Raw genomic sequence first — 24,007 nt, forward strand, 5'->3', positions numbered from 1 at the left:
ATTTCCTCATTCCTTTCCCTTGTTGTCTGATCTATTCGATTGCTGCAGCTCTTGGTATTGAGCTGCTACTTGAATATGCAGCGGATGCTGCTCATCTAAACCAGTATATTTTGTTACCGTACGATCAAGGCCTTGCTCCTGGATAGAAGCTTGGAGCTCGGCGGCCTCGGGATCATCGATGTTATTGAAGAGCAAAGCGGCTGCCATAGCAGTCGTCAAATGAGTAACGGGTATGCCGAGTTGATAAGCTAATAATGCCGGTCTCACAAGGCGATCATTCGGAGATAGCTTGCGAATTGGCGAGCGGCCGATTCGTACAATCTCATCCACCAAGTAAGGGTTGATGAAGCGTTCTAATATTTGTTCAACGTAGAGTCTGTGCTCCTTCTCGTCGAACTGATACGTTTGAATAAGTGCAGCTCCCGACTCAAGCAAAGCGCCTCGTACCTCAGCTACAATTGCAGGGTCCTTCATGGCCTCCTGAATGGTATCGTACCCTTTCAGATAACCGTGATAAGCGGCAACGCAATGACCGGTATTGACGGTAAACAGCTTGCGTTCGATATAAGGCTCCAGCTGGTCGACATAATGTATTCCCTCAATTTCTTCTAAGGAAGCGAGCAGGGGGGAGCGCTCCACGGTCCATTCATAGAATGGCTCAACTGTAACTTGAAGAGGGTCCGCATGCTGTTGCAGCGGAACGATACGATCCACGGCTGCGTCGGGGAATACGATGTGCAGATCGGCCTGTGCCTGCGCTTCTACTGGCAAATGCTCATAGACGAATTGTTTCAATATTGTACTGCCGCCAAGTGCGTTCTCGCAGGCGATAATAGGGAGTACGGCCTTGCCTTTGGCGAGTCTGAGCTCAATGCCCTTGGCGACTGCCGCAGCAATGTGCTTGAGTACGGATACCCCTACAGCGGTCGTGACAATATCAGCTTCTGCAATCGTCTCCGCGACGAGTGCAATATCTTTGCCATCAATAGCTGTAACATGATCGACGAGGTACGTATCCGCTTGTTCGTTAGCAAGCTTCACGGCGTATTCTCGTTTCGTTTGCAATTGAGAAACGAGCACATCGTTTACATCAACGAAGCATACCTCATAGCCCGCATTATGCAGCAGCAGTCCGATAAAGCCTCTGCCTATGTTGCCAGCTCCGAAGTGAACGGCCTTCATGATTCCATCCCCGATTGAAAGATGGAAATAAGCTCTTCCTCTGAGGAAGCGTTCAATATGCGCTGCATGTCATCATCCTCTGATACGAGCATGGCTACGTTCGTCAATATATCGAGGTGATCGTCACCGACCGCCGCTAAACCGATAATGAGCTGGGCGGGCTCCTCGCCGCCGAAATCTACGCCAGCTGGCACGATCATAATGGCCATGCCTGTCGAGCGAATAAGCGCTTTGGAATCATTAGTTCCGTGAGGCATAGCCAGGCCTCCGCCGATGTAGGTGGAAAGAGCATCCTCGCGTTCGATCATTTTTTCGATATATTCCTGCGGAGCGTGACCTGCGTCCACAAGCATCTGTCCGACCATGCGGATTGCTTCGTATTTGTCTGTTACGTTTACGTTTAGTTTTATTTTCTCTTTAGATAGAATAGTCATTATGATTCTCTCCAATCCAGTTTGGTTTTTATATAATGCTCCAGCTTTTGGGAAATGAATAGCTTGATGCTTGCCGCATGACCGTGCGCCAGTAAAGCAAGCAGGTCAGGCAGCAGCAGCATTGCGCTTATTTCGCTGAGCAGCTCTAGGCTGTAAGAGTCAAGCTTCAAGGGACCAAGCATCATTAGCAGCTGCATGGCTTGATCTTCTCCATCCTCGCTAAGCAGAAGAGGCCTGTCGTATCGGTATAAGGCGAGCAGAGGCTCTTCGATCCATTCGCATCGCGTATGAATCAAAGCTAGCTGAGTGTCGGGAATGATAACACTGCCTTGCTGCTCTCTTGCCAGTAGAAGCTCGGTTATTTTCTCGCGATTGGAATCGATATAGGGCTTGCTCAATAAGGAAAGCATGCTTGGCAGCTGATTCTCTAGTCGTTCCTGATTCTGCATGAGCTTTAAATCATGAACGCGGAAGCCGTCAAGCAAACGCAAGACAACGCCAGAGTAGTGCTGCAGCTGCAATAAACGTTCCATTGGAGATTGCCCGGATACTTCTGTTTCTGTCGTAGTGGCTGGAATAACTTTCTTTAAAGTTGTTCCCTCGATATAAGCGCGCAGCTTATTTGTTTCTTCAGGCGTAAGCATGGGACTTAACTTGATATAGCGGTCCGGGTCTAACGGCAATTCAACCGTTGAAATAATCAAATCATATCGGCTAGGCGGAAGTCTCGTTGCTTCGTACCATGAATAGTGACCAATCAAGTCAATTTGCGGCAGCTCCTTGGCAATTTTGACAGCAAGGAGCTTGGATGAACCGATACCGCTCGTACAGACAAGGACAGCTCTTATTTTTCTTGGAAAGGGCTGTAATCGCTCCAAGGAAGCCCCGAAATGCATGACGAGATAACCGATTTCCTCATCAGGCACTTTTAATGAATGGTATATTTCTTGTACACCGTTTCGCACAATTGAAAACAAGGGACCGTAATCCTTTTTGATAGGCCCAAGCATCGGATTTCGTATCGCTAAGCCTTCCTTAATCCGTTGGAAGGCTGGTTTTATATGCTGAATGAGGCCTTCCTCCAATGAACGGTCCTCCATAAGCGACATGCGAAGCTGCTTCTCAACATAATGGATGAGCTGCCTGACACCTTCGATGGTTGGCATATCGTCATGATGGATCAGGAGGCTGCTTTCAGGAAATGCTTCGTTATCGAGCAATTGAGAAAGGTACCGTCTTTCTTCTATTAGAAGCTGTATGCCAAGAACATCCAGCAGTTCCTTCAATAAAGGTATTTCATCGCCTTTGTTATAATCGGAAGCTGACACCATATTGCCCTGCTCAATGCGGGTTAACGCAACGGACAGCTTAATAAGCATTCTGGTGTAGTCGGATTCGGATAAGATATTTGGCCAATCATCATTCAGTTCCCATAAAGCCTGTTCCAGCATCTTGAAGTTTTCTTTGCCGATCATGCCAAGCAGTTGCGCCGTTGCCGGATTCGTAACCGCCATATTTTTGAATTGCCCGAATAAATCGGAATCATCTAGATGATTGAGCGCAAGCAAGCTGATATAGTGACGTTTTGCTTCTTCTGGACCGTTAATTTCGATGCCGTATCCTCTTCTTCGAACAAGGTTCAAGCCTTGCTTAACAAGCGTTTCCTCAAGCTCATCAAGGTCATGGCTGATCGTTGGCATCGTAACGCGCAGCTCATGAGCGAGCGTGAACAGCTTGATCGGCTCGTCATGCTGAAGCAGTCTGCTGAGAGCGATGATCTTCCGTTCATCTGCCGTATATTCGAAGGATCTGGAACGATCGAAGGATTGTTTGAAACGCTCCAAAGCTTCGTCATCCGCTTCGATTTTGATGCCAAGTCCCGAAATCTTATGAAGCAGAATGCCGTTTGCGGCTAGCAGTGGTTCGATATCGCTCAGCTCGCGATGGATCGTTCTTGTGCTCGTTCCAACAAAAGCAGCAATGTCCGCTGCGGTTATTTCATGCTCCTGCTCAAGCAGCAGCTCAATAATTCGACGTTGCCTAGTTGAGGCTTTGATAGGCTATCCTCCTTAGCAGAAGAATGGACTTAACGCCGACAGATATCTGTCAGCGTTAAGTATAGTGTCATTAACTTAGTCTTTGAACGAGCAAATCATACTCTGGACTTTTAAGGAAATTTTCGATCGAAATATGCTCAGCGCTTGGCGCCTTTTGCCGTGCCCGATCGGTAAGTGTTTTATGGGTGATCACGATATCTGCGTCACCCGGGATATCGCTGATTGCGGTATTGATGACGGTAATCGGCAGCTTAGCTGCATTAACTTTTTTACGCAATATGGAAGCTCCCATTGCACTTGAACCCATGCCTGCATCGCAGGAGAATACGATCTTCTTCACTTGCTCTTTCGACAGCTGCGTTTGCTCTGTTTGCGAAGGAGCTGGCGAAGCAGCATTTCCTTTCGATTCAGCTTTCATTTGCTGCATTTTCTGTGCCGCAAGCTCAAGCTCGTTATCGGCATCCTCTTTCTGCTTGCTGGTTTTAAGCAGCACGGCTGAGACGAGGAATGAAACAATTGTGGCGACCGCCACACCGCTAAGCATTGCCAGGTAACCGCCTTTTGGCGTCATTGTGAAGTAAGCGATAATACTGCCCGGCGAAGGAGCTGCTACAAGACCTGCTCCGAAGATGGAGAAGGTGAATGTACCGGAAACGCCACCGGCGATTGCTGCTAAAATTAAACGCGGATTCATGAGGATGTAAGGGAAATAGATTTCATGAATACCACCGAAGAAATGAATGATGGCAGCGCCTGGCGCGGAATTTTTAACCATTCCTTTGCCGAACAGCCAGTAAGCAAGCAGAATGCCAAGACCTGGACCGGGATTGGATTCCAGCATGTAAATAATGGATTTACCGGCTTGTGATGCCTGATCCAGCGCGAGCGGTCCCAGTATGCCATGGTTAATGGCATTATTGAGGAACAACACCTTGGCTGGCTCAATCAATATGTTTGCCAGAGGCAGTAAGCCAGTGTTGATCAGCCATTCAACGCCGGAAGCAAGCACCTTACTGAGTGCTTCAACAACGGGTCCGATTCCCTTGAATGCAATCAGCGCTAGCCCGCCGCCGATGATGCCGGAAGAGAAGTTGTTAATAAGCATTTCGAAGCCGGAAGGAATTTTTCCTTCAATGGAGTTATCGAATTTCTTCAATACCCATGCCCCGAACGGGCCGACAATCATCGCTCCGAGGAACATCGGTATGTCCGCTCCTGCGATAACGCCAAGTGTAACGATCGCGCCGACTACGCCGCCTCGCACGCCGTGAATCATTTGACCGCCTGTATAACCGATAAGAATAGGGAGCAAATACGTAATCATCGGTCCAACAAGCGTTGCTAGGCTCTCATTCGGAATCCAGCCTGTCGGTATAAACAGAGCTGTTATGAGGCCCCATGCAATAAAAGCGCCAATATTCGGCATAACCATGCCGCTTAAAAAACGACCAAATCGTTGAACGGACACTTTAATGCCGCCTGATAATGGTGTTTCAGTTGCCATTTTACTCATGCTTCAACCTCCATATTGTAATTTACTGGTGTGTATAGGATAACCACCAGAACCTAATATAATCGTAGTGTTTAGCGCTTTCATTTTCAATGATTTGAAAAGCAGATTACGTCATCATTGTTGTTGCCATCATTTTTCTTTTACTATTGCCAATTTCGGGGGATGCTGTATAATCACTATTGTTTCTTCTATTAGTAAAGGGGCTTAGGATATGCCAGATCAAACGATCATACGCTTCGAGCATGTGACGAAGCAATATAACGATAATGAAAATGCAATATTAAAGGATGTTAGCTTTACGATCGAGCGCGGCAAGTTCTACACGCTGCTTGGTCCTTCAGGCTGCGGCAAAACGACGATATTAAGGCTGATTGCCGGTTTTACCGAGCCATCGGAAGGAAATATATATTTTAATGGTAAAGTGATCAACCTTGTACCTGCCAACGAGCGTCAAGTAAACACAGTGTTTCAGGATTACGCGCTGTTTCCCCACCTGAACGTATTCGAGAATGTCGCCTTTGGCCTGCGCATTAGAAAGCTGAAGAATGCTGAGGTTACAGCGAAGGTGAAGGAAGCTCTGCGTTTCGTTAACCTGCACGGCTATGAAACACGAGAAATTACAGAAATGTCGGGCGGCCAGCGCCAACGGGTAGCGATTGCAAGAGCGATTGTGAACGAGCCGGAAATAATACTGCTGGACGAACCTCTTTCAGCACTGGATCTAAAGCTGCGTACAGAAATGCAGTATGAGCTGCGCGAGCTGCAGCGCCGGCTTGGCATTACGTTTATCTTCGTCACCCATGACCAAGAGGAAGCGCTAGCCATGTCCGATGAAATTTTTGTTATTAATGAAGGTAAAATCCAGCAGAGCGGTACGCCAACGGATATATATGACGAGCCGATCAATCGTTTTGTCGCTGACTTTATTGGAGAATCGAACATTGTGCCGGGTAGAATGGCGCGTGATTTCGAGGTGGAATTTGCTGGCCGCACGTTTGAGTGCGTGGACCAAGGGCTGCACCCCAATGAACCTGTAGACATCGTCATCCGGCCTGAGGATCTTGAAATTACATCATCAGAGAACGGCAAGCTTCAGGTAAAAGTAGATTCGCAGCTGTTCCGCGGTGTGCATTACGAGATTTGCGGCTATGATCAGTCTGGCAATGAGTGGCTGGTTCATTCTACGCGCAAGGCGACAGTAGGCGAGCAAATTGGGCTGACCTTTGATCCGGAGGCCATACATGTCATGAGGCTTGACGAGACGGAAGAAGAATTCGACAAGCGTCTGGAAGCATACAGCGAGGCTGCCGATGACCAATAAAGCACGCAGCATATACCTCGTTCCCTACCTGTTGTGGATTGTTCTGTTCGTCGTTGCGCCGATCCTGTTGATCGTATATTATTCGCTCTTTGATGTGGAAGGAAATCTTACGCTTAGTAATTATGCTAAATTTTTTACGCCGGTGTATTTGCGGATGACCGTCAGCTCATTCTGGTATGCCTTCCTAATCACTGCAATCTCTTTGCTTGTAGCCTATCCGACGGCCTATCTTTTAACAAGGACGAAGCATAAACAGCTGTGGCTGCTGCTCGTCATACTGCCAAGCTGGATAAATCTGCTCCTGAAAGCGTACGCCTTCATCGGGCTATTTGGAACATATGGCTTAGCAAATGCTGTGCTGGAGCTGCTGGGCATTGGCAAGCAGCAAATATTATTTACCGATTTCAGCTTTATTTTCGTATCGGTCTATATCTTCATCCCGTTCATGGTGCTGCCGATCTTTAATGCGCTTGAAGAGATGAATCCTTCGCTTGTCTATGCGGCACGCGATCTAGGGGCATCGGCATGGACAACGTTCCGCCGTGTTATATTCCCTCTTACGATTAGCGGTGTGAAGTCGGGCTGTATGGCCGTTTTCATTCCAGCGCTGTCGCTGTTCATGATTACAAGGCTGATTGCCGGCAACCGGGTTATCACGCTCGGTACGGCGATTGAGCAGCATTTCCTCGTCACCCAGGACTGGGGCATGGGCGCGACGATTGCCGTTTTCCTCATTATAGCGATGGGCTTAATGATGCTGCTGACCGGGAATCGAAAGCGAGGTTTAACCGATGCACAGAAAAAATAAATGGTCCAATCTTTATCTGATCGCCGTATTTGCCATACTTTACGCGCCGATCTTCTATTTGATGTTTTATTCCTTCAACAGCGGCGGAGCCATGCGCAATTTCGAAAGCTTTACGCTGGATTACTATAAAGAAGTATTCGAGGATACTCGTTTACTTATCATTGTTTTGAATACATTCGTCATTGCGCTGCTGTCTTCTGCAATCTCGACAATATTAGGAGTCATGGGTGCGATTGCGATTCATCTCGTCAGAACGAACCGTCCGAAGCAGACGCTGCTGACGTTGAATAATGTACTGATCGTCAGTCCTGACGTCATTATCGGAGCATCGTTTCTCATCTTGTTCACTTTAATTGGCATCAAGCTGGGCTTCTTCTCGGTGCTGCTGTCACATATCGCGTTCAGCGTTCCGATCGTCGTTATTATGGTGCTGCCGAAGCTTGGGGAAATGAGCTCCACGCTACTGGATGCCGCGCGGGATCTTGGCGCAAGCTCATGGCAGGTGCTGACGAGGGTTGTGCTGCCATTCATTAAGCCGGGCATATTCGCAGGCTTCTTCATGGCGCTGACGTATTCCCTTGATGATTTTGCGGTTACCTTTTTCGTTACGGGCAACGGTTATTCGACGCTTTCTGTAGAAATCTACTCCCGTGCACGCCAAGGGGTGTCGCTGTCGATTAACGCATTATCCACGCTTATTTTCTTATTTACTATTCTGCTGGTCATCGGCTATTACTTCGTCAACCAGCGTAATATGAAGCCATCATCCAAGCGTACGAATGTCCAGGATGCATCACAGATTAACTCACTAGAGGAGGGCACCAAATGAATCAGCTTGTACGCATGTTCGTCATCGTGTTTGTCGCGTCATTTGGCCTCCTCTATCTGACGTCTTACTTGAATTCAAGCGCTGGATACAGCGGAAACAATACACTAACTATTTACAACTGGGGAGATTATATCGATCCGGATCTGCTGAGCCGATTCGAGAAGGAGACGGGCATTAAAGTCATTTACCAAACGTTTGATTCCAATGAAGCGATGATGACGAAGATCGCTCAAGGCGGAACAACCTTCGATGTAAGCATTCCTTCGGAGTATGCCATCAGCAAAATGAAAGAGGAAAACCTGCTGCTTGAGCTGGATCATTCCAAGCTTCCGAATTTGAAATACATTGATCCACGCTTTATGAACTTATCGTTTGATCAGGATAATGCCTATTCCATCCCGTACTTCTGGGGAACGGTCGGCATCGTATTTAATCCTGAGCTTGTTGGCGATCTGACATTCACCAGCTGGGATGATCTATGGGATGAAAGTCTTCGCAATCAAATCCTGCTGGTGGATGGAGCGCGCGAGGTTATCGGGATGGGATTGAACAGCCTGCATTACTCGCTTAACGATACGAATGAGGCTCATTTGCAGGAAGCTAAAGCTAAGCTGCAGCTTCTGACGCCGAATGTAAAAGCTATTGTAGGCGATGAGATTAAGCTGCTGCTGGCGAATGAGGAGGCGGCTGTCGGCCTTGTCTGGTCCGGCGATGCATCCGAAATTATGGATCAGAACGACAAGCTTGATTATATAGTGCCGGAGGAAGGCTCCAATCTCTGGTTCGATAATATGGTCATTCCGAAGACGGCTCGCAACATTGAGGGAGCGCATCAATTCATCAACTTCATGCTCGACCCTGAGGTTGCGGCACAAAATGCTGAATATGTGGGCTATTCCACACCTAATAAGGCGGCGCTTGAGCTGCTTCCAGAAGACATTTCGACGGATGAGCGCTTTTATCCAGATGAAGAGCTGACCTCTAAGCTGGAGGTTTACAACAATCTAGGCAAAAAAATGCTAGCCCATTACAACGAGCTGTTCCTCGAGTTTAAAATGCACAAGAAATGACCTAAAAAGAGCGATTACATTGAGCCCTACTCATGATATGATGAGTGGGGCTTTTATTAGACATGCGGCATAACTTGCATAGATGGAGCGTAGATGAATGAATAACAAATGGTTGAATTACGTTGGACTTGTACTTGTTGCTGTTATATGGGGCGCTAACTTTGGCATATCGCGCCTGGCGATGGAATCGTTTAACCCTATTGTGTTTTCTGTTCTCAGATTCGGCATAGCTATTCCGTTCTTTTTTCTCATTCTAAAATGGACAGAGGGCAGTGTTGGAATTCCGTGGCGAATCGTGCCAAGGCTGGCATTGATCGGTCTTCTCGGGATCACTGTACTTGAAATTACTGTGATGTATTCGATTAAATTTACGACTTTGGCAAACGCTTCACTGCTGAACGTAGCGCCGTGGCCGATCTTCGCCGCGTTGTTTGCGCCGCTGTTCATGCGCGAGTCCATCACCCTTAGACTGATAGTAGGGGGAGCCATATCGTTAGTAGGCGTTAGCCTCGTAATATTAGGAGGAAGCGAAGGCTTCAGTCTAACCTCCGACAATATGCTGGGCAATGCGATGGCGTTCGGTGTAAGCATTATAGGCGCTCTGTTCAATCTTAGCTCGATGTCGCTTATGAAGCAATATTCCGCGCTGCGAGTAAGCACATGGACGATCACGTTCGGATTATTATTTATGCTTCCGCTTACGATCGGCGGATGGAGCCAGACGGACTGGTCCGCTCTGCAAGCAGGACAATATCTTTCTATTGGGTATAACGTGCTTATTTGCACCGTGCTAGCTTTTGTCGTATGGAATACATGTATGTTCAGAGTAGGGGCGACACGCTCTAATTTCTTCCGCTACGCCGTTCCAGCTGCGGCCGTTATTGCAGGCTACTTTATGTTTGATGAGAAAATTGCGCTTCTTCAAATGTGCGGAGCTGCCTGTATGGCTGCGGGGCTTATATGGATCAGCATCGAACGCAAACGTCCAGCGCCGATAGCGATCAGTAATAAAACCGTATAAATGTGAGCTTTCTTACGGATAGTTGACTTATTCCTATCGTTTTGTAAGCGTTTGTGCAAAAATATTTTCACATTTCGAGACTAGAAATAAAGCGCTTGCATAGAGTTGAGGGGATAAACCCAGTCGTAGCAATACTTCTGGGGTTATTCTCTCATTTTTATGTCAAATCCCATCACAATTACGCCATGCCTTGCGTACACTTTTCTAAAGTGGTACGGTTTTATTAATGAATGAGGCAGCGCTTTTCGTGATAATATGGGTATGGGATATAAAAGCGTTAGTGACAGAAGCCGTGTTATTCATCTTCGTTCCACAATCCATTTCCATACTCTGCAGTTTGAGCTATCTCAAAGCTATTTCGATCCAAGGCTGCTTTCCTGTATTCATGATGTTCTAAAGCTTGTAATCTCGGGCGTTTTAGTCAGAGGATAAGCGTTCGACGAAGATCACTTTTTAAGCGAATCAATATTCAGAAAATTTAAAAAACGACGAATTTTACTCTATTCCATGAAATGAGGTGGTACATGAAAAATATCCTATTGTGAGAGTTTAACCGTTCATAAGATGCTTGGTAATTCGGCCGAATATGTATGATGGAGCTTCGAAATGCAAACTTGTCAAATATGTGACATCAACCAACCTGACATAAGGTGTAATGTGGATAATTTACGTTTTTCGATATTTTACTAGAATGACAGAGGTTAAATGTCTAAAAATAACTGAATTAATAAAAACACATGTATGTTATGAAAACTATCATAGGTTGAAATTCATTATGACAATAGATAAAAAAGAGGAATTTTTGCATTTTTAATCGAAAAAAATCTTTTAAAATTGTTTTGAAACAGTTAAAATCATTAAAGCGGCTTTTATAAAAGAGAAGTTGGTATGATTTTTATATCTTAACGGAGTCGGAATCTATAATGAAGGAATGAATCGAAATGACAGTTAGTGTGGTCCAAGAGACGTTAAATCCGTACAAAATTGCTCAGCAACAAATTGACACAGCAGCAGCGCATTTAAATTTGCCTTTACATGTGACCGAAATTCTGAAGCAACCTAGACGTGTGCTATCAGTTAACTTCTCCGTTCGTATGGATGACGGCTCTATCCGTGTGTTCGAAGGCTATCGCGCCCAACACAACGATGCAATTGGTCCGACTAAGGGCGGCATTCGTTTTCACCCTGATGTAACACTTGATGAAGTTAAGGCGCTATCCATGTGGATGAGCTTCAAATGCGGCGTAGTTGGCTTGCCATATGGCGGCGGTAAAGGCGGCGTTGTTTGCGATCCGCATCTTCTTAGTAAAGGCGAGCTTGAGCGTGTTAGCCGTGGCTTCATGGAAGCTATTGCTGATTTCGTTGGCCCGGACAAAGATATCCCAGCACCAGATGTGTACACAACTCCGCAAATTATGGGTTGGATGATGGACACTTACAGCAAGCTGAAAGGTGTTAATTCCCCTGGTGTTATTACAGGTAAACCGCTTATTATCGGCGGATCGAAAGGTCGTAATGAAGCGACAGCTCAGGGCTGTGTTTATACGATTCTTGCAGCTTTGAAGGATAAAAACCTGCCTGTTCAGAACGCAACAGCAGCTGTACAAGGATTTGGTAACGCAGGAAGAATTGCAGCGCGCCTACTAAGCGAAGCAGGCTGCAAAATCGTTGCAGTCAGCGATTCCAAAGGCGGACTTTATGATCCTAATGGATTAGATATTGAGAAAGTAAGCATGCTAAAAGATACATCGTCAATTAGCGAATATGGTGAAAAATACGCAATTTCAAATGAAGCATTGCTTGAGCTTGATGTTGATATTCTTGTACCAGCAGCGCTTGAGAACGTAATTACTGCTGTTAACGCAGATAACATCAAAGCGAAAATCGTTGCAGAAGCGGCTAACGGTCCTACAACACCGGAAGCGGACCGCGTTCTTGCAAGCAAAGGCATTGTTGTTATTCCTGACGTTTTGGCTAATGCCGGCGGTGTTACTGTTTCTTACTTCGAATGGGTACAAAACCTTGCGAACTACTACTGGAGCGAGGCTGAAGTGCTTGAGAAGCTTGAAACAAACATGATCCTTTCCTATGTTGCTGTTCGTGATTTGGCAGAAGAGCATCATACAGACCTTCGCACAGCGGCATACATGATTTCGATTAAACGTATTGCAGCAGCGATGGAAGCAAGAGGCTGGATCTAAACTATTTTTTATAGAAACAGAAGGGGTGAACGGCATCGTGGGAGAGCAGATTCGCATTGGTATTATTGGTTACGGTAACTTAGGTCGCGGAGTAGAACTTGCGATTAGACAGAATCCGGATTTGAGATTGGATGCTATCTTTACACGCAGGGATCCGGCTTCCATTCCGTCCGATACGAAGGCGTATTCGATTGACGATGCAGAACGCTTCGTTAATGAAATTGATGTTATGATTTTGTGCGGCGGCTCAGCTAAGGATTTGCCTGAGCAAGGGCCTGCCTTTGCACGGTTATTCAATACGGTTGACAGCTTCGATACGCACGCGCGAATTCCGGAATACTTCGAGTTAGTGGATACGGCAGCGAAATTGAACGGTAAAGTGAGCGTCATATCAACGGGCTGGGACCCAGGTTTGTTCTCACTTAATCGTTTGCTGGCGCAAGCTATATTGCCAGAGGGCAATGAATATACGTTCTGGGGCAAAGGCGTAAGCCAAGGCCATTCTGATGCTATTCGTCGCGTTAAGGGCGTGAAAAACGGCGTTCAATACACGATTCCAAGTGAAGCGGCAGTAAATCGTGTGCGGAGCGGCGAGAATCCTGTCCTAACGACAAGAGAGAAGCATATCCGTGATTGCTATATCGTTGCGGAGGACGGTGCTGATCAAGAGGCTATCGCAGAAGAAATTCGTACGATGCCTAACTATTTTGCCGATTACGATACTACGGTTCATTTCATTGATGAAGCAACGCTGCAAGCGGAGCATCAAGCAATGCCGCATGGCGGGACCGTGCTTCGCAGCGGTAAGACAGGTGAGAACAGCACACAAATTATCGAATTCGGCTTGAAACTGGATAGCAACCCGGAGTTTACGGCAAGCGTTCTAGTAGCCTATGCTAGAGCGGCCTATAAGCTTGCTCACGAAGGCCAAGCGGGCGCGAAAACGGTATTCGATATTCCATTCGGCCATCTTTCACCTAAATCTGCAGCAGAGCTTCGTAAAGAACTGTTGTAAAAAGCGATTTGTGCGAAGAAAAATGTCGAGCTCATGAAATTGATATACCTTTTTTTGGAAATGTGGGGTATACTAGCAATAGTTAAAACGCTCATTTTCTGAATATCGCGAGAAATGCTGAATGTTATCGTTTCGTATGATAGAATATGGTCAAACTTACCCATCCAGGTAATTTTGATTACATTCTATAAGGACGTGAACTTCAGGATGATAGATATCCATACACACATTCTCCCAGGCGTGGATGATGGTGCAGCTAATTGGGAAGACACTCTGAATATGGCTCGAGCAGCTGTGTTGGAGGGGATTACAACCATTATTGCAACTCCACATCATGCCAATGGGACATATACCAATTTAGCAGTAGAAATTACAGAGCACACTCGAAGCATTAACGAACAGTTATTTGCGGCGGGTGTGCCTGTTACTATTCGGACCGGTCAAGAAATCCGTGTTCATGATGATCTGCTGGAAGCATGGTATAGGAATGAACTACTCTCGTTAGCTGAATCGAATTACGTATTAATAGAAATGCCATCATCTCGAATACCGAAAACGATGATTGAACTCATACACGAGCTTAAGGTAATAGGCCTTAGGCCTATTATTGCTCATCCTGAACGAAATGCAGAGGTAGTACAACATCCAGATCGACTAGCCGAGCTAATTGATATAGGAGCATTCGCACAGGTTACTTCCCATTCCTTGCTTGGCGGCTTTGGCAAACGAATCGAGCAAGCTGCTTGGTCGTTATTAAGAAGCGGTCTTATTCATATTGTGTCCTCTGATGCGCATCATATCGAACGTCGCGGTTTCCGACTGCGCGAGTCCTATGAGCTCATTGAGCAGCGTATGGGAGCGGAGTGGGTCTATTATTTACAACAAAACGCCTCTAGTATAATCGATAACCTTCCATTTGAACTCCATCCCGATATAAATCCTTCATCTAACGGCGCAGTGCGTCGTCTATTTAACTTATTCCGTAAAAAATAGCAAATATATTTCCTATAAGTAATTATTAGTAAAAAAGATATTGTGTATATACGATTTACATTCGTTGTTAAATATTGAATTACAATAAGACTATCGAATTATATTTCGAAAAAACGTTTACTTTTATGGCAAATGAAGGATATAATAAGAAAGAGTAAAATCAGGACTAAAATACTGTCCATTAATTACCGATATAGTATATATCTCTTTTTTTTGCTAGACCTATGATTCAAGAATCATATAAATGGTCTAAGTGTTGTATCATATGTAATAATTTACATAGCGGCAGTACTAGACATCGTTTTTCGAAGCGATGCAAACTATTAATCATAGGGGTGAATGTAGTGACTTTTAGGAAAAAACTAGTGATGACTACAATCGCGGCTAGCGTAGCAGCAACCGCATTTGCAGGAATCCCACTCAGCAGCAAGGGCTTGGCAGAGAAGCTAGGAGTAAGCAGTGTTGCTTATGCAGCTGCATCTGAAACGCACGCATCATATATTGAGAAAGCAAGAAAGTTTTATAATGCTCTAGCACAAGACCCAGCTGGTTTGAAAGATGTAAATGATTTCAAAGCACAGGTAGCTCAATTGTTGAGCGATAAACCGGAAATTATTGATCCTATCGTGAAAGTGCTTGGAGACGACAAAGCTGAATTCACAGCGATGATCATTGATATTCTAAGTACTTCTCTTGATTCTAACTGGGAGACTCATTTCAAAGATCTTCGCGGTGAATATAATGATTTCTTGAAATCATTGGTTCCAGAAGGCTATGAATTGACGGTTGATGACATCGCAGGAACGATCTTAGATCTTGAAACTGCACTAGTGCCGTTATCGCTAGGTATTCTTGATAAAACGGGAACAGAACTTCACGATATCATCAAAGGTGCTGTAGTTAATCCTAATGTAATTGCATTAGAAAAATACTATGATGTTGAACAATTTGATTTCGTTGATGTCTACAAAGCTGTTTTTAATGAAAAAGCAATTTCAAAAGAACTAGCTTTGAACGCTTTCTCAGCATTAGAAAAAGCTCACAAAATTGCGTTTCCAGTAGATTCTGGTAACGGCGGTAACTTTGGTGGTGGCGGTGCACCATCAGTTACTGTACCTTTGCCAGCAAACGTGAATGCTCTTCTTGACAATCTAAAAGCGGCTCTTGAGAAAGCGACTGATGCTGAGAAAGCTGCAATTATTGAAAAATTCGTAAAAGATGCGCAAGCGGCGATTAATACACTAGCGGTTGTTGATGCATCAAGCTCCGTATCCGTTGTTAACGGAGAAGCGGTACTGAAGCTGGATGATGCTAAAGTATTAACAGTTATTGCAGGTATTGAAGCATTGGCTATTAAAGTGAAGGAAATTGCACCGAAAGCCGTGCTAACTAACCTTGGACTAACCTTTAACCTAGGTGCTGTTTCACAAAAAGCATTTGTTCTGAATTTATCAGAAGCCGTAGTTAAAGCTGGTGCTTCAGCTAATCTTACAGGTTCGAAATTCATTGTTGATAAATTTGAAGTTACAACTCCATTTGGCGGTACATTCTCTTCTGTACTTGCTTTGACTGTTAAAGCAAGCGATGCAACTGAGGCTGAAGTGGGTGCTTTGAAATCGGCTTCATCTGTATATGATTTCAATTTGACAGTTGGCGGTACAGCGACAACTTCGTTCTCTGAACCAATTGTTGTTAGTATCCCGCTTGGCAGCATTGATGGCCTTGATAAAGAGCTTCTCTCCGTTGCGAAGATCGTTAATGGAAAGCTTGAATTCCATGGCGGCCGAGTTAAGGGCAGCTCAATTGTGGAATCACGTGATTCCTTCTCCTCTTATGTAGTTGTTGAGAATAAAGTATCATTTAACGATATTGCTTCCGTACAAGCTTGGGCAGGTCGCCAAATCGAAGTGATTGCAGCTAAAGGCGCAATTGAAGGTAAAGCGGCTGGCAAGTTTGCACCGAAAGATAATGTAACTCGCGCAGAATTTGCGAAAATGCTTATCCGCGGACTAGATCTGGAGAATGCTTCTGCAACTGCAAGCTTTGATGATGTGAAAGCTGGCGACTGGTTTGCTCCTTATGTAGCAGCAGCAACGAAGCTTGGAATTATCAACGGACGTACAGCTACCAAATTTGATCCAAATGCAACAATTACACGTGCAGAGATGGCAACTATGATTGCTCGTGCACTTAAAGTAACAACGGGTGCTGCTGATGTTGCTGATGAAGCTGCTGCACTTAAAGGATTTGCTGATGCTGCGAAGATCAACCCAACTCTAAAAGCTGGTGTAGCTTTTGCAGCTAACGAGGGTATCGTAATTGGTGCTAATGGTAAGTTCTTGCCAAATGACAAAGCAAATCGCGCTGAGGCTGCTGTTATTATCTACAGAGCAATCAACTTCGGCGAATAATCCATCTTAATTAGAAAATATTCCTCTCATGTAGATGGGAGGAATATTTTTTGGGATTTTTGTGGTGTATTGAGAGAATTTAGGTTACTATTGAGAAGGAGTAGTTCTTCAGAATCAAATTGATTATTCTGACCTATATCCAACGGAGGGTGCACAGTGTCAAATGAACTAGATTTGCGGCAATATATGACAATTATTAGGAAACGAATAGTTTTGATTATATTGTTTGTATTTATTTGTACAGCAATTGCAGCTGTATTTAGTATGTTCTTTAAAGATCGTGTGTATGAAGCTTCAACGAAAATTATCGTCAATCAAACAACGGCGCAGCTTGCCACCGGCCAGCTCGATATTAATCAAATTAATACGAACATAAGAATGATTGATACATACAAAGAGATTATTAAGACACCAGCCATTTTAGATAAAGTGGCGGGGCAGTATCCTCAATTAGGATTAACAGCTGAAGAGCTTTCTCGCAAGATCAAAGTGAGTTCTGTAAACAATACGCAGGTTATGACGTTAGTCGTGCAGGACGTGGATTATCGTAAGGCTGCAGAAGTTGTAAATGCTGTTTCTCATGTTTTTCAAACGGAAATCAAGCACATCTTCCAAGTTGAGAATGTATCGATACTTAATGAAGCGCTTCTAGATGCGGAACCTAATCCAGTTTCGCCTAATGTGCCGCTAAATATAGCCATTGCTTTTGTTGTTTCACTCATGCTAGCTGTCGGAATTACATTTCTACTAGAATATTTGGACGATACCATTAAGACAGAAGCGGATGTTCTTGAATATTTGGGTCAGCCAACATTGGCAATGATCTCTAAAATGAAACCAGAGGACATAGCCTTGAACCAGACAAGCAAGATTAAACAAACATACAAGGCGGGTGAACCAGAACGTGTCTCGATTGGAAAATAAACGTCATATTATAACGCTAACAAATCCCAAATCCCCCATATCAGAATCATATCGGGCCTTAAGGACGAATATCGATTTCTCCTCCATTGACGAATCGTTGCAGGTGTTGATGGTTTCATCAGCCGGCCCAGGGGAAGGCAAGTCAACAACTATTACGAATCTAGCCGTTACCTTTGCTCAATCGGAGCGGAAAGTCGTATTGATTGATGCGGATTTGCGTAAGCCGACAGCTCATCATACCTTCTCTATATCTAATCGGTTTGGTTTGTCATCAGTTGTTTCACAGCAATGCTCTTTGGAGGAAGTCATTCAAATAACGGACATTCCGAACCTGGATGTCATTACATCAGGCGCTATTCCGCCGAATCCTGCAGAAATGATGGGGTCAAAGAGAATGACCGCAATTATTAACCAGCTTAGAGAAATGTATGACATCATTCTCATAGATACACCCCCACTGCTAGCCGTTACGGATGCCCAAATCATAGCAACGAAGTGTGACGGCGCTATTCTCGTTGTCGATCAAGGCAAGGTTAAGCGGCATATCGCAGCGAAAGCCATAAAAAACTTAGAGGGTGTAAGCGCACGTATATTGGGCGTCGTACTCAATAATGTGAAGCGTAAGGCTAATGAAGAAGCCTATTATTATTATTATGGTAGTCAAGATAAATAGTAATCTATACAAATTGATGGTAGCTGTGGAGAGGGAGAAGAAAAGTGAGTAATAAGAATCGTATGTTAGTCATTCTGATGGTAGATATTTGTATTATATGGGTAGCAGTTTCGATTTCCTATCTATTTCGCTTTAATGGATCGGTCCCTCCCTACTATAAATCGCAAATGCTAGTATTTGCTATATTAATAACATTAATTTGTGGATTAAGTTTATATTGTTTCCGTATGTATAGACAAATGTGGCAGTACGCCAGTGTTGGAGAAATTATTGAACTTGTGAAAGCCATTCTAACAGGGATGGTGTTGTCTTATCTTGCGACATACCTGGTGTTCGGGGAAAGAGTCCCTCTATCTATTACTTCGCGTACGGTTGAGCTTATGCTGCTCTTCATGGGCGGCTCACGCTTTGTATGGCGATTAATTCGTGTGAATAGAACAAAAAAAGCGGATTTAGACGTAAATGTAATAGTTATAGGAGCCGGAGATTGCGGTGCACTCATTGCTAAAGAAATAATGACAAGTAATAGCTTTAAAGGAAATCGTATTATAGGGTTCATAGATGACGATCCTAATAAACGTAATATGCAGGTAGCAGGCTTGCGGGTGCTTGGAAACCGTACAAATATTGAAGAGATCGTTCGGAATCATCTTATTCAGGACATTATTATCGCTATGCCTTCCGCGAAGCGGTCGGATATAACTGATATTATAAATATTTGTAAGCTGACAGGCGCGAAGGTTAGGATTATTCCTTCCATTAATGATTTTATTAAAGGTCGTATTGCAGTGAATACGTTAAGAAATGTAGAAGTAGAGGATCTGCTTGGAAGAGAACCCGTTAAGATTGATATGAATGGAATAATGGATTATGTCGCAGAGAAAGTCGTTCTCGTAACAGGAGCCGGAGGCTCGATTGGTTCAGAGTTATCCAGACAAATTTCATTATATAATCCAGCGAAATTGCTGCTGTTAGGACATGGTGAGAACAGCATTTATACCATTGAGATGGAGCTTAGAAATAAGTTTCCAAATCTGCAGCTAGAGACAGTTATTGCTGATATTCAAGACCGTAATCGAATGGAGCATGTATTTAATAGGTTTAAGCCGCAGGTTGTCTTCCATGCAGCCGCACATAAGCATGTACCGCTAATGGAACGCAATCCATCCGAGGCTGTTAAGAACAATGTGTTTGGTACTAGAAATGTGGCGGACTGTGCAGACAAATACAAGGCTGAAAGATTTGTAATGATTTCTTCGGATAAGGCTGTTAATCCATCTAGTATTATGGGGGCTACAAAACGTTTAGCTGAGATGTACATACAAAGCATTAACTCCATAAGCGCAACGCAATTTGTAGCAGTCAGATTCGGAAACGTACTTGGCAGCCGAGGCAGTGTTATTCCCAGGTTCAAACAGCAGATTGCTACAGGTGGCCCAGTAACGGTGACACATCCAGACATGGTCAGATATTTCATGACTATACCGGAAGCAGTACAGCTCGTTATTCAAGCAGGTGCTTTCGCCAAAGGGGGCGAGATCTTTGTTCTTGATATGGGCAAGCCTGTTCGTATTCTTGATCTCGCTAAAGATCTAATTCGATTATCGGGTTATGAGCCTGATTCAGATATAGAAATCAACTTCAGTGGTATGCGGGAAGGTGAGAAGCTGTTCGAGGAGCTGCTTACAGACGAAGAAGCCATATCATCAACCCAGCATGAGCGTATTTTTATTGGCAAGCCGACTGAGATTAATAGAGTAGAGTTGGAAATGCAGTTTAAACAAATCGAGAGAGTACTTGGAGAAAATCATAATTCAATTAAAGATGTTATTGAGCACTTAGTCCCTTTTTATTCACATGTATCTTAACATCAGCAATTGAGAGAGCGAGGAAATGATATGCGGAAGAATAGATGGAAGAAGATATTAATTTGGACAGCATCGATTATAGTGGTCTTGGGAATTGGGGGCTTATTCGCAGCGAACTATGCTGTGGATAAGCTTATTTCGACGTTAGCGGCAGATCTGGAAAATGACTTATTAACTGAGGATGTACCAAATGAACCGGTTGCTCCTGAGAAGTCGGGAGACGATCAAACTGATGTTAATAACAATGAAACAGTAAAGGATTTAGAGGGAGCATCTTCACCAAAAGGAGACACCACTAATAAAACAGACAAGTCAGGTCAAGAGAATACTTCAACTGATGATTCCAAAAATAAGAGTGGTGATGGTAAGAAAACGGATGGATATAGTGCTGAAGTATCCGTAGATAAAGCCAAAGACTTGCAAGAGAAAATAACGGTTGGAGAGAAAGCTCAACTTACGGGAGTTCTTCTTAAAGAATTGACTATGGAAGATATTAAAGAACTTCAAGCACTATCCAAGGGTGGCATGAGTGTTGAAGAGAAGAAAAAAGCACGTAGTATTATTCTTGAAAGGCTATCTCCTGAGCAATATGATGAGCTGATTCAAGTAGCCAAAAAATATGGAATGAGTCAGGGTAAGTCTTATGCTGAGGTTAGTAAAGAGAAATAGGCCATTTCAAAGAAATTGAATAAGGCTATTTTAGGAGGTTATATCATGAAAGTTCGTAAGGCTATAATTCCAGCAGCTGGCTTAGGAACAAGATTCTTGCCAGCTACTAAGGCTATGCCTAAAGAAATGCTTCCTATCGTCGATAAACCGACTATCCAATATATAGTAGAAGAAGCAGTAGAGTCAGGAATTGAAGATATTATTATTGTAACGGGCAAAGGGAAAAGAGCGATTGAAGATCATTTTGATAATTCATTCGAGCTAGAACAAAGCTTATTCGAAAAAGGGAAGTTTGAACTGTTAAACGAAGTGCAAAAGTCTTCAAAAATGGTGGATATACATTATATTCGTCAGAAAGAGGCCAGAGGCCTTGGTCATGCGATTTGGTGTGCAAGAAAGTTTATTGGAAATGAGCCCTTTGCAGTGTTGCTAGGTGATGATATCGTGCAGGCTGAAAAACCTTGTTTGAAGCAGATGATTGAGCAGTATGATCGATATAAGTCATCGGTTATTGGTGTACAGAGTGTTTCTGAGGATGAGGTTTCTAGATATGGGATTGTTGACGGAAAGGAAATCCATGACCGTCTTTATAGTGTGAATAACTTAGTAGAAAAGCCTAAGAAAGAAGAAGCCCCTTCAAGTATTGCGATAATGGGGCGTTATATTCTTAGTCCGAAAATTTTTGATATACTACATGATCAAAAACCAGGAGCAGGTGGCGAAATTCAGCTAACAGATGCCATCGCGGAATTAAATCGAATGGAAGCCGTATACGCCTATGACTTTGAAGGGACTAGGTATGATGTAGGGGAGAAATTGGGCTTTATCAAGACTCAGTTGGAATTTGCCTTGCAGCGTGACGATCTGAGAGAGGAATTACTAGAGTATCTTAAGCAGTTGGTCCAGAAAGACTTAATGATTAGGCTCTAATTAAGATATATTTCCCAAAAATTTCATTCAATAAATCGCCTATGATTGGAGTCGCCATATATGAAGAGAATAGCAGTTATTGGAACAGGTTACGTGGGCTTAGTCTCAGGAACCTGTTTCTCACATATAGGAAATACGGTAATCTGCTGTGATATTGATCAGCAAAAAATTAATAATTTAAAAAACGGTAGCATTCCTATTTATGAACCGGGTCTAGAAGACATGGTGAAGGCAAATGTAGAGGCAGGACGTCTAATGTTTACTACAGACATTCCGGCTGCTATTCAGACAGCAGATATTATATATATTGCGGTAGGAACACCAATGTCCATCACTGGCGAAGCTGATTTGCGTTATGTAACATCGGTTGCTCAGACAATTGGTGCTAATCTTAATACATACAAAGTAATTGTAAATAAAAGCACTGTGCCAGTTGGGACTGGAAGACTAGTAGAAAGAATTATAAAAGAACATTTATTAGATAAAACGATCGAATTTGATGTTGTCTCTAATCCGGAGTTTCTCAAAGAAGGTTCAGCAATAGAAGATTGTATGAATATGGAGCGAGCTGTAATCGGAGCTACAAGTGAGAGAGCTGCAAAGCTCATTGAAGAGCTACACGAGCCTTTTCAGACAACAATCTTCGTTACTGACTTAGAAAGCGCAGAGATGATCAAATATGCGTCTAATACTTTTCTAGCAACAAAAATATCATTTATAAACTCCATCGCGAATATTTGCGAAAGGGTAGGAGCAGATGTAAATGAGGTTGCAGCAGGTATGGGATTGGATTCTAGAATAGGCTCAAAATTTCTACAAGCGGGCATCGGTTATGGTGGATCTTGTTTCCCTAAGGATACTCATGCACTTGTTCATATAGCTGAAGAATCAGGTTATAATTTCCAACTTATGAAGTCAGTTATTGAAACAAACGAACAACAACGAGTAGTTGTAATACAAAAAATTAAAGAGCTTGTTGGAGACCTTAGAGGGAAGACCATTGGTATTCTAGGACTGGCATTTAAACCGAATACGGATGATATGCGCGATGCTCCGTCACTTTCTATTATTCCGAAATTGCTGCAGCAAGGCGCAAAAATAAAAGCTTACGATCCGATAGCTTCTAAAGAAGCTAAGATTCACTTTGGTGAAAAAATCAAATACGAGAATGACCCATATGAAACTGTTATGAATTGTGATGTGTGCTTGATCTTGACCGAGTGGAATCAGGTAAAAACAATGGACTTAGATCAGGTGAAAGAATTATTGAAACAGCCTATTATGGTTGATGGCAGAAACTGCTTTGATCCTGAAATGATGAGAGCACGTGGATTTACATATTCGTCTATTGGGAGACCTAATGTCTATAGGGAAGATAACAGTTTTCGAGGAGCAAATGAAAAACTAGAAAAACTAGGATATAGCTTTGAGGCGGGGGTATAAGATAATGGCTTACTTGAAATTAAAGCGAATAATGGATTTCTCACTAGCACTTATTGGTTTAATTGTATTGTCACCTATCTTCCTAGCTCTAATTTTAGCTATTAAAGTAGATTCAAAGGGTCCTGTACTATTTAAACAAAAAAGATTCGGCATAAATAAAAACTACTTTTATATTTTAAAATTCCGCACAATGAGAGTAGACACACCAAAGGATACCCCGACACATTTACTGTCCAACTCTGAAGCCTACATAACCCGTATTGGAGGCTTTCTTAGAAAGACATCTCTCGATGAGATACCCCAAATCATAAATATTATTGCAGGGCAAATGTCGATTGTTGGACCGCGCCCCGCTCTCTGGAATCAATATGATCTAATTGCAGAGAGAGAGAGATACAATGCTAATGATATAATGCCTGGTCTTACTGGATGGGCTCAAATTAATGGTCGCGATGAGCTGCCAATCGAGGTTAAGGCTAAGCTAGATGGAGAGTATGTTGAGAAAATGAGTCTCTCTATGGATATAAAATGTTTTATGGGTACCGTTGTAAGTGTTCTTAAAAGCGATGGTGTAGTTGAAGGTGGAACGAGCAGCGTAGCAGGGAAGAGTAGACTAGAGAGTTAAAAATTTATAACTAATCTGTT

20 protein-coding genes and 1 pseudogene are annotated in these 24,007 nt (G+C 43.6%); 16 read left to right on the forward strand and 5 right to left on the reverse strand.

Annotation, left to right across the window (positions count from 1 at the left end):
• Nucleotides 1-6: 6 nt before the first annotated feature.
• From CEF13_RS02080 to CEF13_RS02100, 5 genes and pseudogenes are all read right to left on the reverse strand, one after another.
• Nucleotides 7-1,182 (reverse strand): mannitol-1-phosphate 5-dehydrogenase, encoded by a 1,176-nt coding sequence (locus tag CEF13_RS02080; RefSeq protein WP_102709195.1) that lies wholly within the window; start codon nucleotides 1,180-1,182, stop codon nucleotides 7-9.
• Nucleotides 1,179-1,616: a PTS mannitol transporter subunit IIA gene (locus CEF13_RS02085; protein WP_102709196.1), complete on the reverse strand. Its 438-nt coding sequence runs from the start codon at nucleotides 1,614-1,616 to the stop codon at nucleotides 1,179-1,181. The genes CEF13_RS02080 and CEF13_RS02085 overlap by 4 nt, the downstream gene beginning before the upstream one ends.
• Nucleotides 1,616-3,460 carry a BglG family transcription antiterminator gene (locus CEF13_RS02090; protein WP_102709197.1) on the reverse strand — a complete coding sequence of 615 codons (1,845 nt, stop codon included), beginning with the start codon at nucleotides 3,458-3,460 and terminating at the stop codon, nucleotides 1,616-1,618. Before CEF13_RS02090 ends, CEF13_RS02085 begins: the two co-directional genes overlap by 1 nt.
• A gap of 81 nt (nucleotides 3,461-3,541) precedes the next feature.
• Nucleotides 3,542-3,673: pseudogene (locus tag CEF13_RS29615) on the reverse strand (HTH domain-containing protein); the annotation flags it as partial.
• Between the two features lie 70 nt (nucleotides 3,674-3,743).
• The gene (locus tag CEF13_RS02100) at nucleotides 3,744-5,186 is read right to left on the reverse strand and encodes a PTS mannitol transporter subunit IIBC (RefSeq protein ID WP_102709198.1); all 1,443 of its coding nucleotides are present in this window, start codon (nucleotides 5,184-5,186) and stop codon (nucleotides 3,744-3,746) included.
• A 211-nt stretch (nucleotides 5,187-5,397) separates the two neighbouring features.
• Here CEF13_RS02100 and CEF13_RS02105 point away from each other — a divergent pair, with 211 nt between their 5' ends.
• The 16 genes from CEF13_RS02105 (at nucleotide 5,398) to CEF13_RS02180 (ending at nucleotide 23,987) form a co-directional block, all read left to right on the forward strand.
• On the forward strand, nucleotides 5,398-6,507 hold the full coding sequence (locus CEF13_RS02105) for an ABC transporter ATP-binding protein (RefSeq protein WP_102709199.1): 1,110 nt from the start codon (nucleotides 5,398-5,400) through the stop codon (nucleotides 6,505-6,507).
• Complete coding sequence (locus CEF13_RS02110) at nucleotides 6,497-7,315, forward strand: ABC transporter permease (protein WP_102709200.1); 819 nt, start codon at nucleotides 6,497-6,499, stop codon at nucleotides 7,313-7,315. Before CEF13_RS02105 ends, CEF13_RS02110 begins: the two co-directional genes overlap by 11 nt.
• A complete protein-coding gene (locus CEF13_RS02115; protein ID WP_102709201.1) occupies nucleotides 7,299-8,144 on the forward strand; it encodes an ABC transporter permease in 846 nt (281 codons plus the stop codon). The genes CEF13_RS02110 and CEF13_RS02115 overlap by 17 nt, the downstream gene beginning before the upstream one ends.
• Nucleotides 8,141-9,214, forward strand: coding sequence for an ABC transporter substrate-binding protein (locus CEF13_RS02120; RefSeq protein ID WP_102709202.1), 1,074 nt, complete (start codon nucleotides 8,141-8,143; stop codon nucleotides 9,212-9,214). The genes CEF13_RS02115 and CEF13_RS02120 overlap by 4 nt, the downstream gene beginning before the upstream one ends.
• A gap of 97 nt (nucleotides 9,215-9,311) precedes the next feature.
• Nucleotides 9,312-10,235: a DMT family transporter gene (locus CEF13_RS02125; RefSeq protein ID WP_102709203.1), complete on the forward strand. Its 924-nt coding sequence runs from the start codon at nucleotides 9,312-9,314 to the stop codon at nucleotides 10,233-10,235.
• Between the two features lie 941 nt (nucleotides 10,236-11,176).
• Complete coding sequence (locus CEF13_RS02130; protein WP_102709204.1) at nucleotides 11,177-12,436, forward strand: Glu/Leu/Phe/Val family dehydrogenase; 1,260 nt, start codon at nucleotides 11,177-11,179, stop codon at nucleotides 12,434-12,436.
• A gap of 37 nt (nucleotides 12,437-12,473) precedes the next feature.
• Nucleotides 12,474-13,451: a diaminopimelate dehydrogenase gene (locus CEF13_RS02135; protein ID WP_102709205.1), complete on the forward strand. Its 978-nt coding sequence runs from the start codon at nucleotides 12,474-12,476 to the stop codon at nucleotides 13,449-13,451.
• A gap of 207 nt (nucleotides 13,452-13,658) precedes the next feature.
• Nucleotides 13,659-14,444, forward strand: a complete 786-nt coding sequence (locus tag CEF13_RS02140) for a tyrosine-protein phosphatase (RefSeq protein WP_102709206.1) — start codon at nucleotides 13,659-13,661, stop codon at nucleotides 14,442-14,444.
• A 344-nt stretch (nucleotides 14,445-14,788) separates the two neighbouring features.
• A complete protein-coding gene (locus CEF13_RS02145) occupies nucleotides 14,789-16,855 on the forward strand; it encodes an S-layer homology domain-containing protein (RefSeq protein WP_166742872.1) in 2,067 nt (688 codons plus the stop codon).
• A gap of 156 nt (nucleotides 16,856-17,011) precedes the next feature.
• Nucleotides 17,012-17,779, forward strand: a complete 768-nt coding sequence (locus tag CEF13_RS02150; protein ID WP_102709208.1) for a YveK family protein — start codon at nucleotides 17,012-17,014, stop codon at nucleotides 17,777-17,779.
• Entirely contained in the window at nucleotides 17,760-18,452 is a 693-nt protein-coding gene (locus CEF13_RS02155; protein WP_102709209.1) for a CpsD/CapB family tyrosine-protein kinase, read from the forward strand. Before CEF13_RS02150 ends, CEF13_RS02155 begins: the two co-directional genes overlap by 20 nt.
• Before the next feature lie 44 nt (nucleotides 18,453-18,496).
• The gene (locus tag CEF13_RS02160) at nucleotides 18,497-20,320 is read left to right on the forward strand and encodes a polysaccharide biosynthesis protein (protein WP_244917035.1); all 1,824 of its coding nucleotides are present in this window, start codon (nucleotides 18,497-18,499) and stop codon (nucleotides 20,318-20,320) included.
• A gap of 30 nt (nucleotides 20,321-20,350) precedes the next feature.
• Nucleotides 20,351-20,989 (forward strand): hypothetical protein, encoded by a 639-nt coding sequence (locus CEF13_RS02165; RefSeq protein ID WP_102709210.1) that lies wholly within the window; start codon nucleotides 20,351-20,353, stop codon nucleotides 20,987-20,989.
• A gap of 45 nt (nucleotides 20,990-21,034) precedes the next feature.
• The gene (gene galU / locus CEF13_RS02170; protein WP_102709211.1) at nucleotides 21,035-21,919 is read left to right on the forward strand and encodes a UTP--glucose-1-phosphate uridylyltransferase GalU; all 885 of its coding nucleotides are present in this window, start codon (nucleotides 21,035-21,037) and stop codon (nucleotides 21,917-21,919) included.
• Nucleotides 21,920-21,979: 60 nt separating this feature from the next.
• Complete coding sequence (gene tuaD / locus CEF13_RS02175; RefSeq protein WP_102709212.1) at nucleotides 21,980-23,362, forward strand: UDP-glucose 6-dehydrogenase TuaD; 1,383 nt, start codon at nucleotides 21,980-21,982, stop codon at nucleotides 23,360-23,362.
• 4 nt (nucleotides 23,363-23,366) lie between these two features.
• Nucleotides 23,367-23,987, forward strand: coding sequence for a sugar transferase (locus tag CEF13_RS02180; RefSeq protein WP_102709213.1), 621 nt, complete (start codon nucleotides 23,367-23,369; stop codon nucleotides 23,985-23,987).
• Nucleotides 23,988-24,007 lie beyond the last annotated feature (20 nt).

The organism is Paenibacillus castaneae (assembly GCF_002884445.1).
GTDB classification, from domain to species: domain Bacteria; phylum Bacillota; class Bacilli; order Paenibacillales; family Paenibacillaceae; genus Pristimantibacillus; species Pristimantibacillus castaneae.

What these genes read in the sequence shown, in the direction of transcription:
- CEF13_RS02125 (WP_102709203.1), top strand. Translation starts at nt 9,312, where the DNA reads ATGAATAACAAATGGTTGAATTACGTTGGACTTGTACTTGTTGCTGTT.
- galU (WP_102709211.1), top strand. Translation starts at nt 21,035, where the DNA reads ATGAAAGTTCGTAAGGCTATAATTCCAGCAGCTGGCTTAGGAACAAGA.
- CEF13_RS02080 (WP_102709195.1), bottom strand. Translation starts at nt 1,182, where the DNA reads ATGAAGGCCGTTCACTTCGGAGCTGGCAACATAGGCAGAGGCTTTATC.
- tuaD (WP_102709212.1), top strand. Translation starts at nt 21,980, where the DNA reads ATGAAGAGAATAGCAGTTATTGGAACAGGTTACGTGGGCTTAGTCTCA.
- CEF13_RS02105 (WP_102709199.1), top strand. Translation starts at nt 5,398, where the DNA reads ATGCCAGATCAAACGATCATACGCTTCGAGCATGTGACGAAGCAATAT.
- CEF13_RS02085 (WP_102709196.1), bottom strand. Translation starts at nt 1,616, where the DNA reads ATGACTATTCTATCTAAAGAGAAAATAAAACTAAACGTAAACGTAACA.
- CEF13_RS02120 (WP_102709202.1), top strand. Translation starts at nt 8,141, where the DNA reads ATGAATCAGCTTGTACGCATGTTCGTCATCGTGTTTGTCGCGTCATTT.
- CEF13_RS02115 (WP_102709201.1), top strand. Translation starts at nt 7,299, where the DNA reads ATGCACAGAAAAAATAAATGGTCCAATCTTTATCTGATCGCCGTATTT.
- CEF13_RS02100 (WP_102709198.1), bottom strand. Translation starts at nt 5,186, where the DNA reads ATGAGTAAAATGGCAACTGAAACACCATTATCAGGCGGCATTAAAGTG.
- CEF13_RS02140 (WP_102709206.1), top strand. Translation starts at nt 13,659, where the DNA reads ATGATAGATATCCATACACACATTCTCCCAGGCGTGGATGATGGTGCA.
- CEF13_RS02180 (WP_102709213.1), top strand. Translation starts at nt 23,367, where the DNA reads ATGGCTTACTTGAAATTAAAGCGAATAATGGATTTCTCACTAGCACTT.
- CEF13_RS02110 (WP_102709200.1), top strand. Translation starts at nt 6,497, where the DNA reads ATGACCAATAAAGCACGCAGCATATACCTCGTTCCCTACCTGTTGTGG.
- CEF13_RS02165 (WP_102709210.1), top strand. Translation starts at nt 20,351, where the DNA reads ATGCGGAAGAATAGATGGAAGAAGATATTAATTTGGACAGCATCGATT.
- CEF13_RS02130 (WP_102709204.1), top strand. Translation starts at nt 11,177, where the DNA reads ATGACAGTTAGTGTGGTCCAAGAGACGTTAAATCCGTACAAAATTGCT.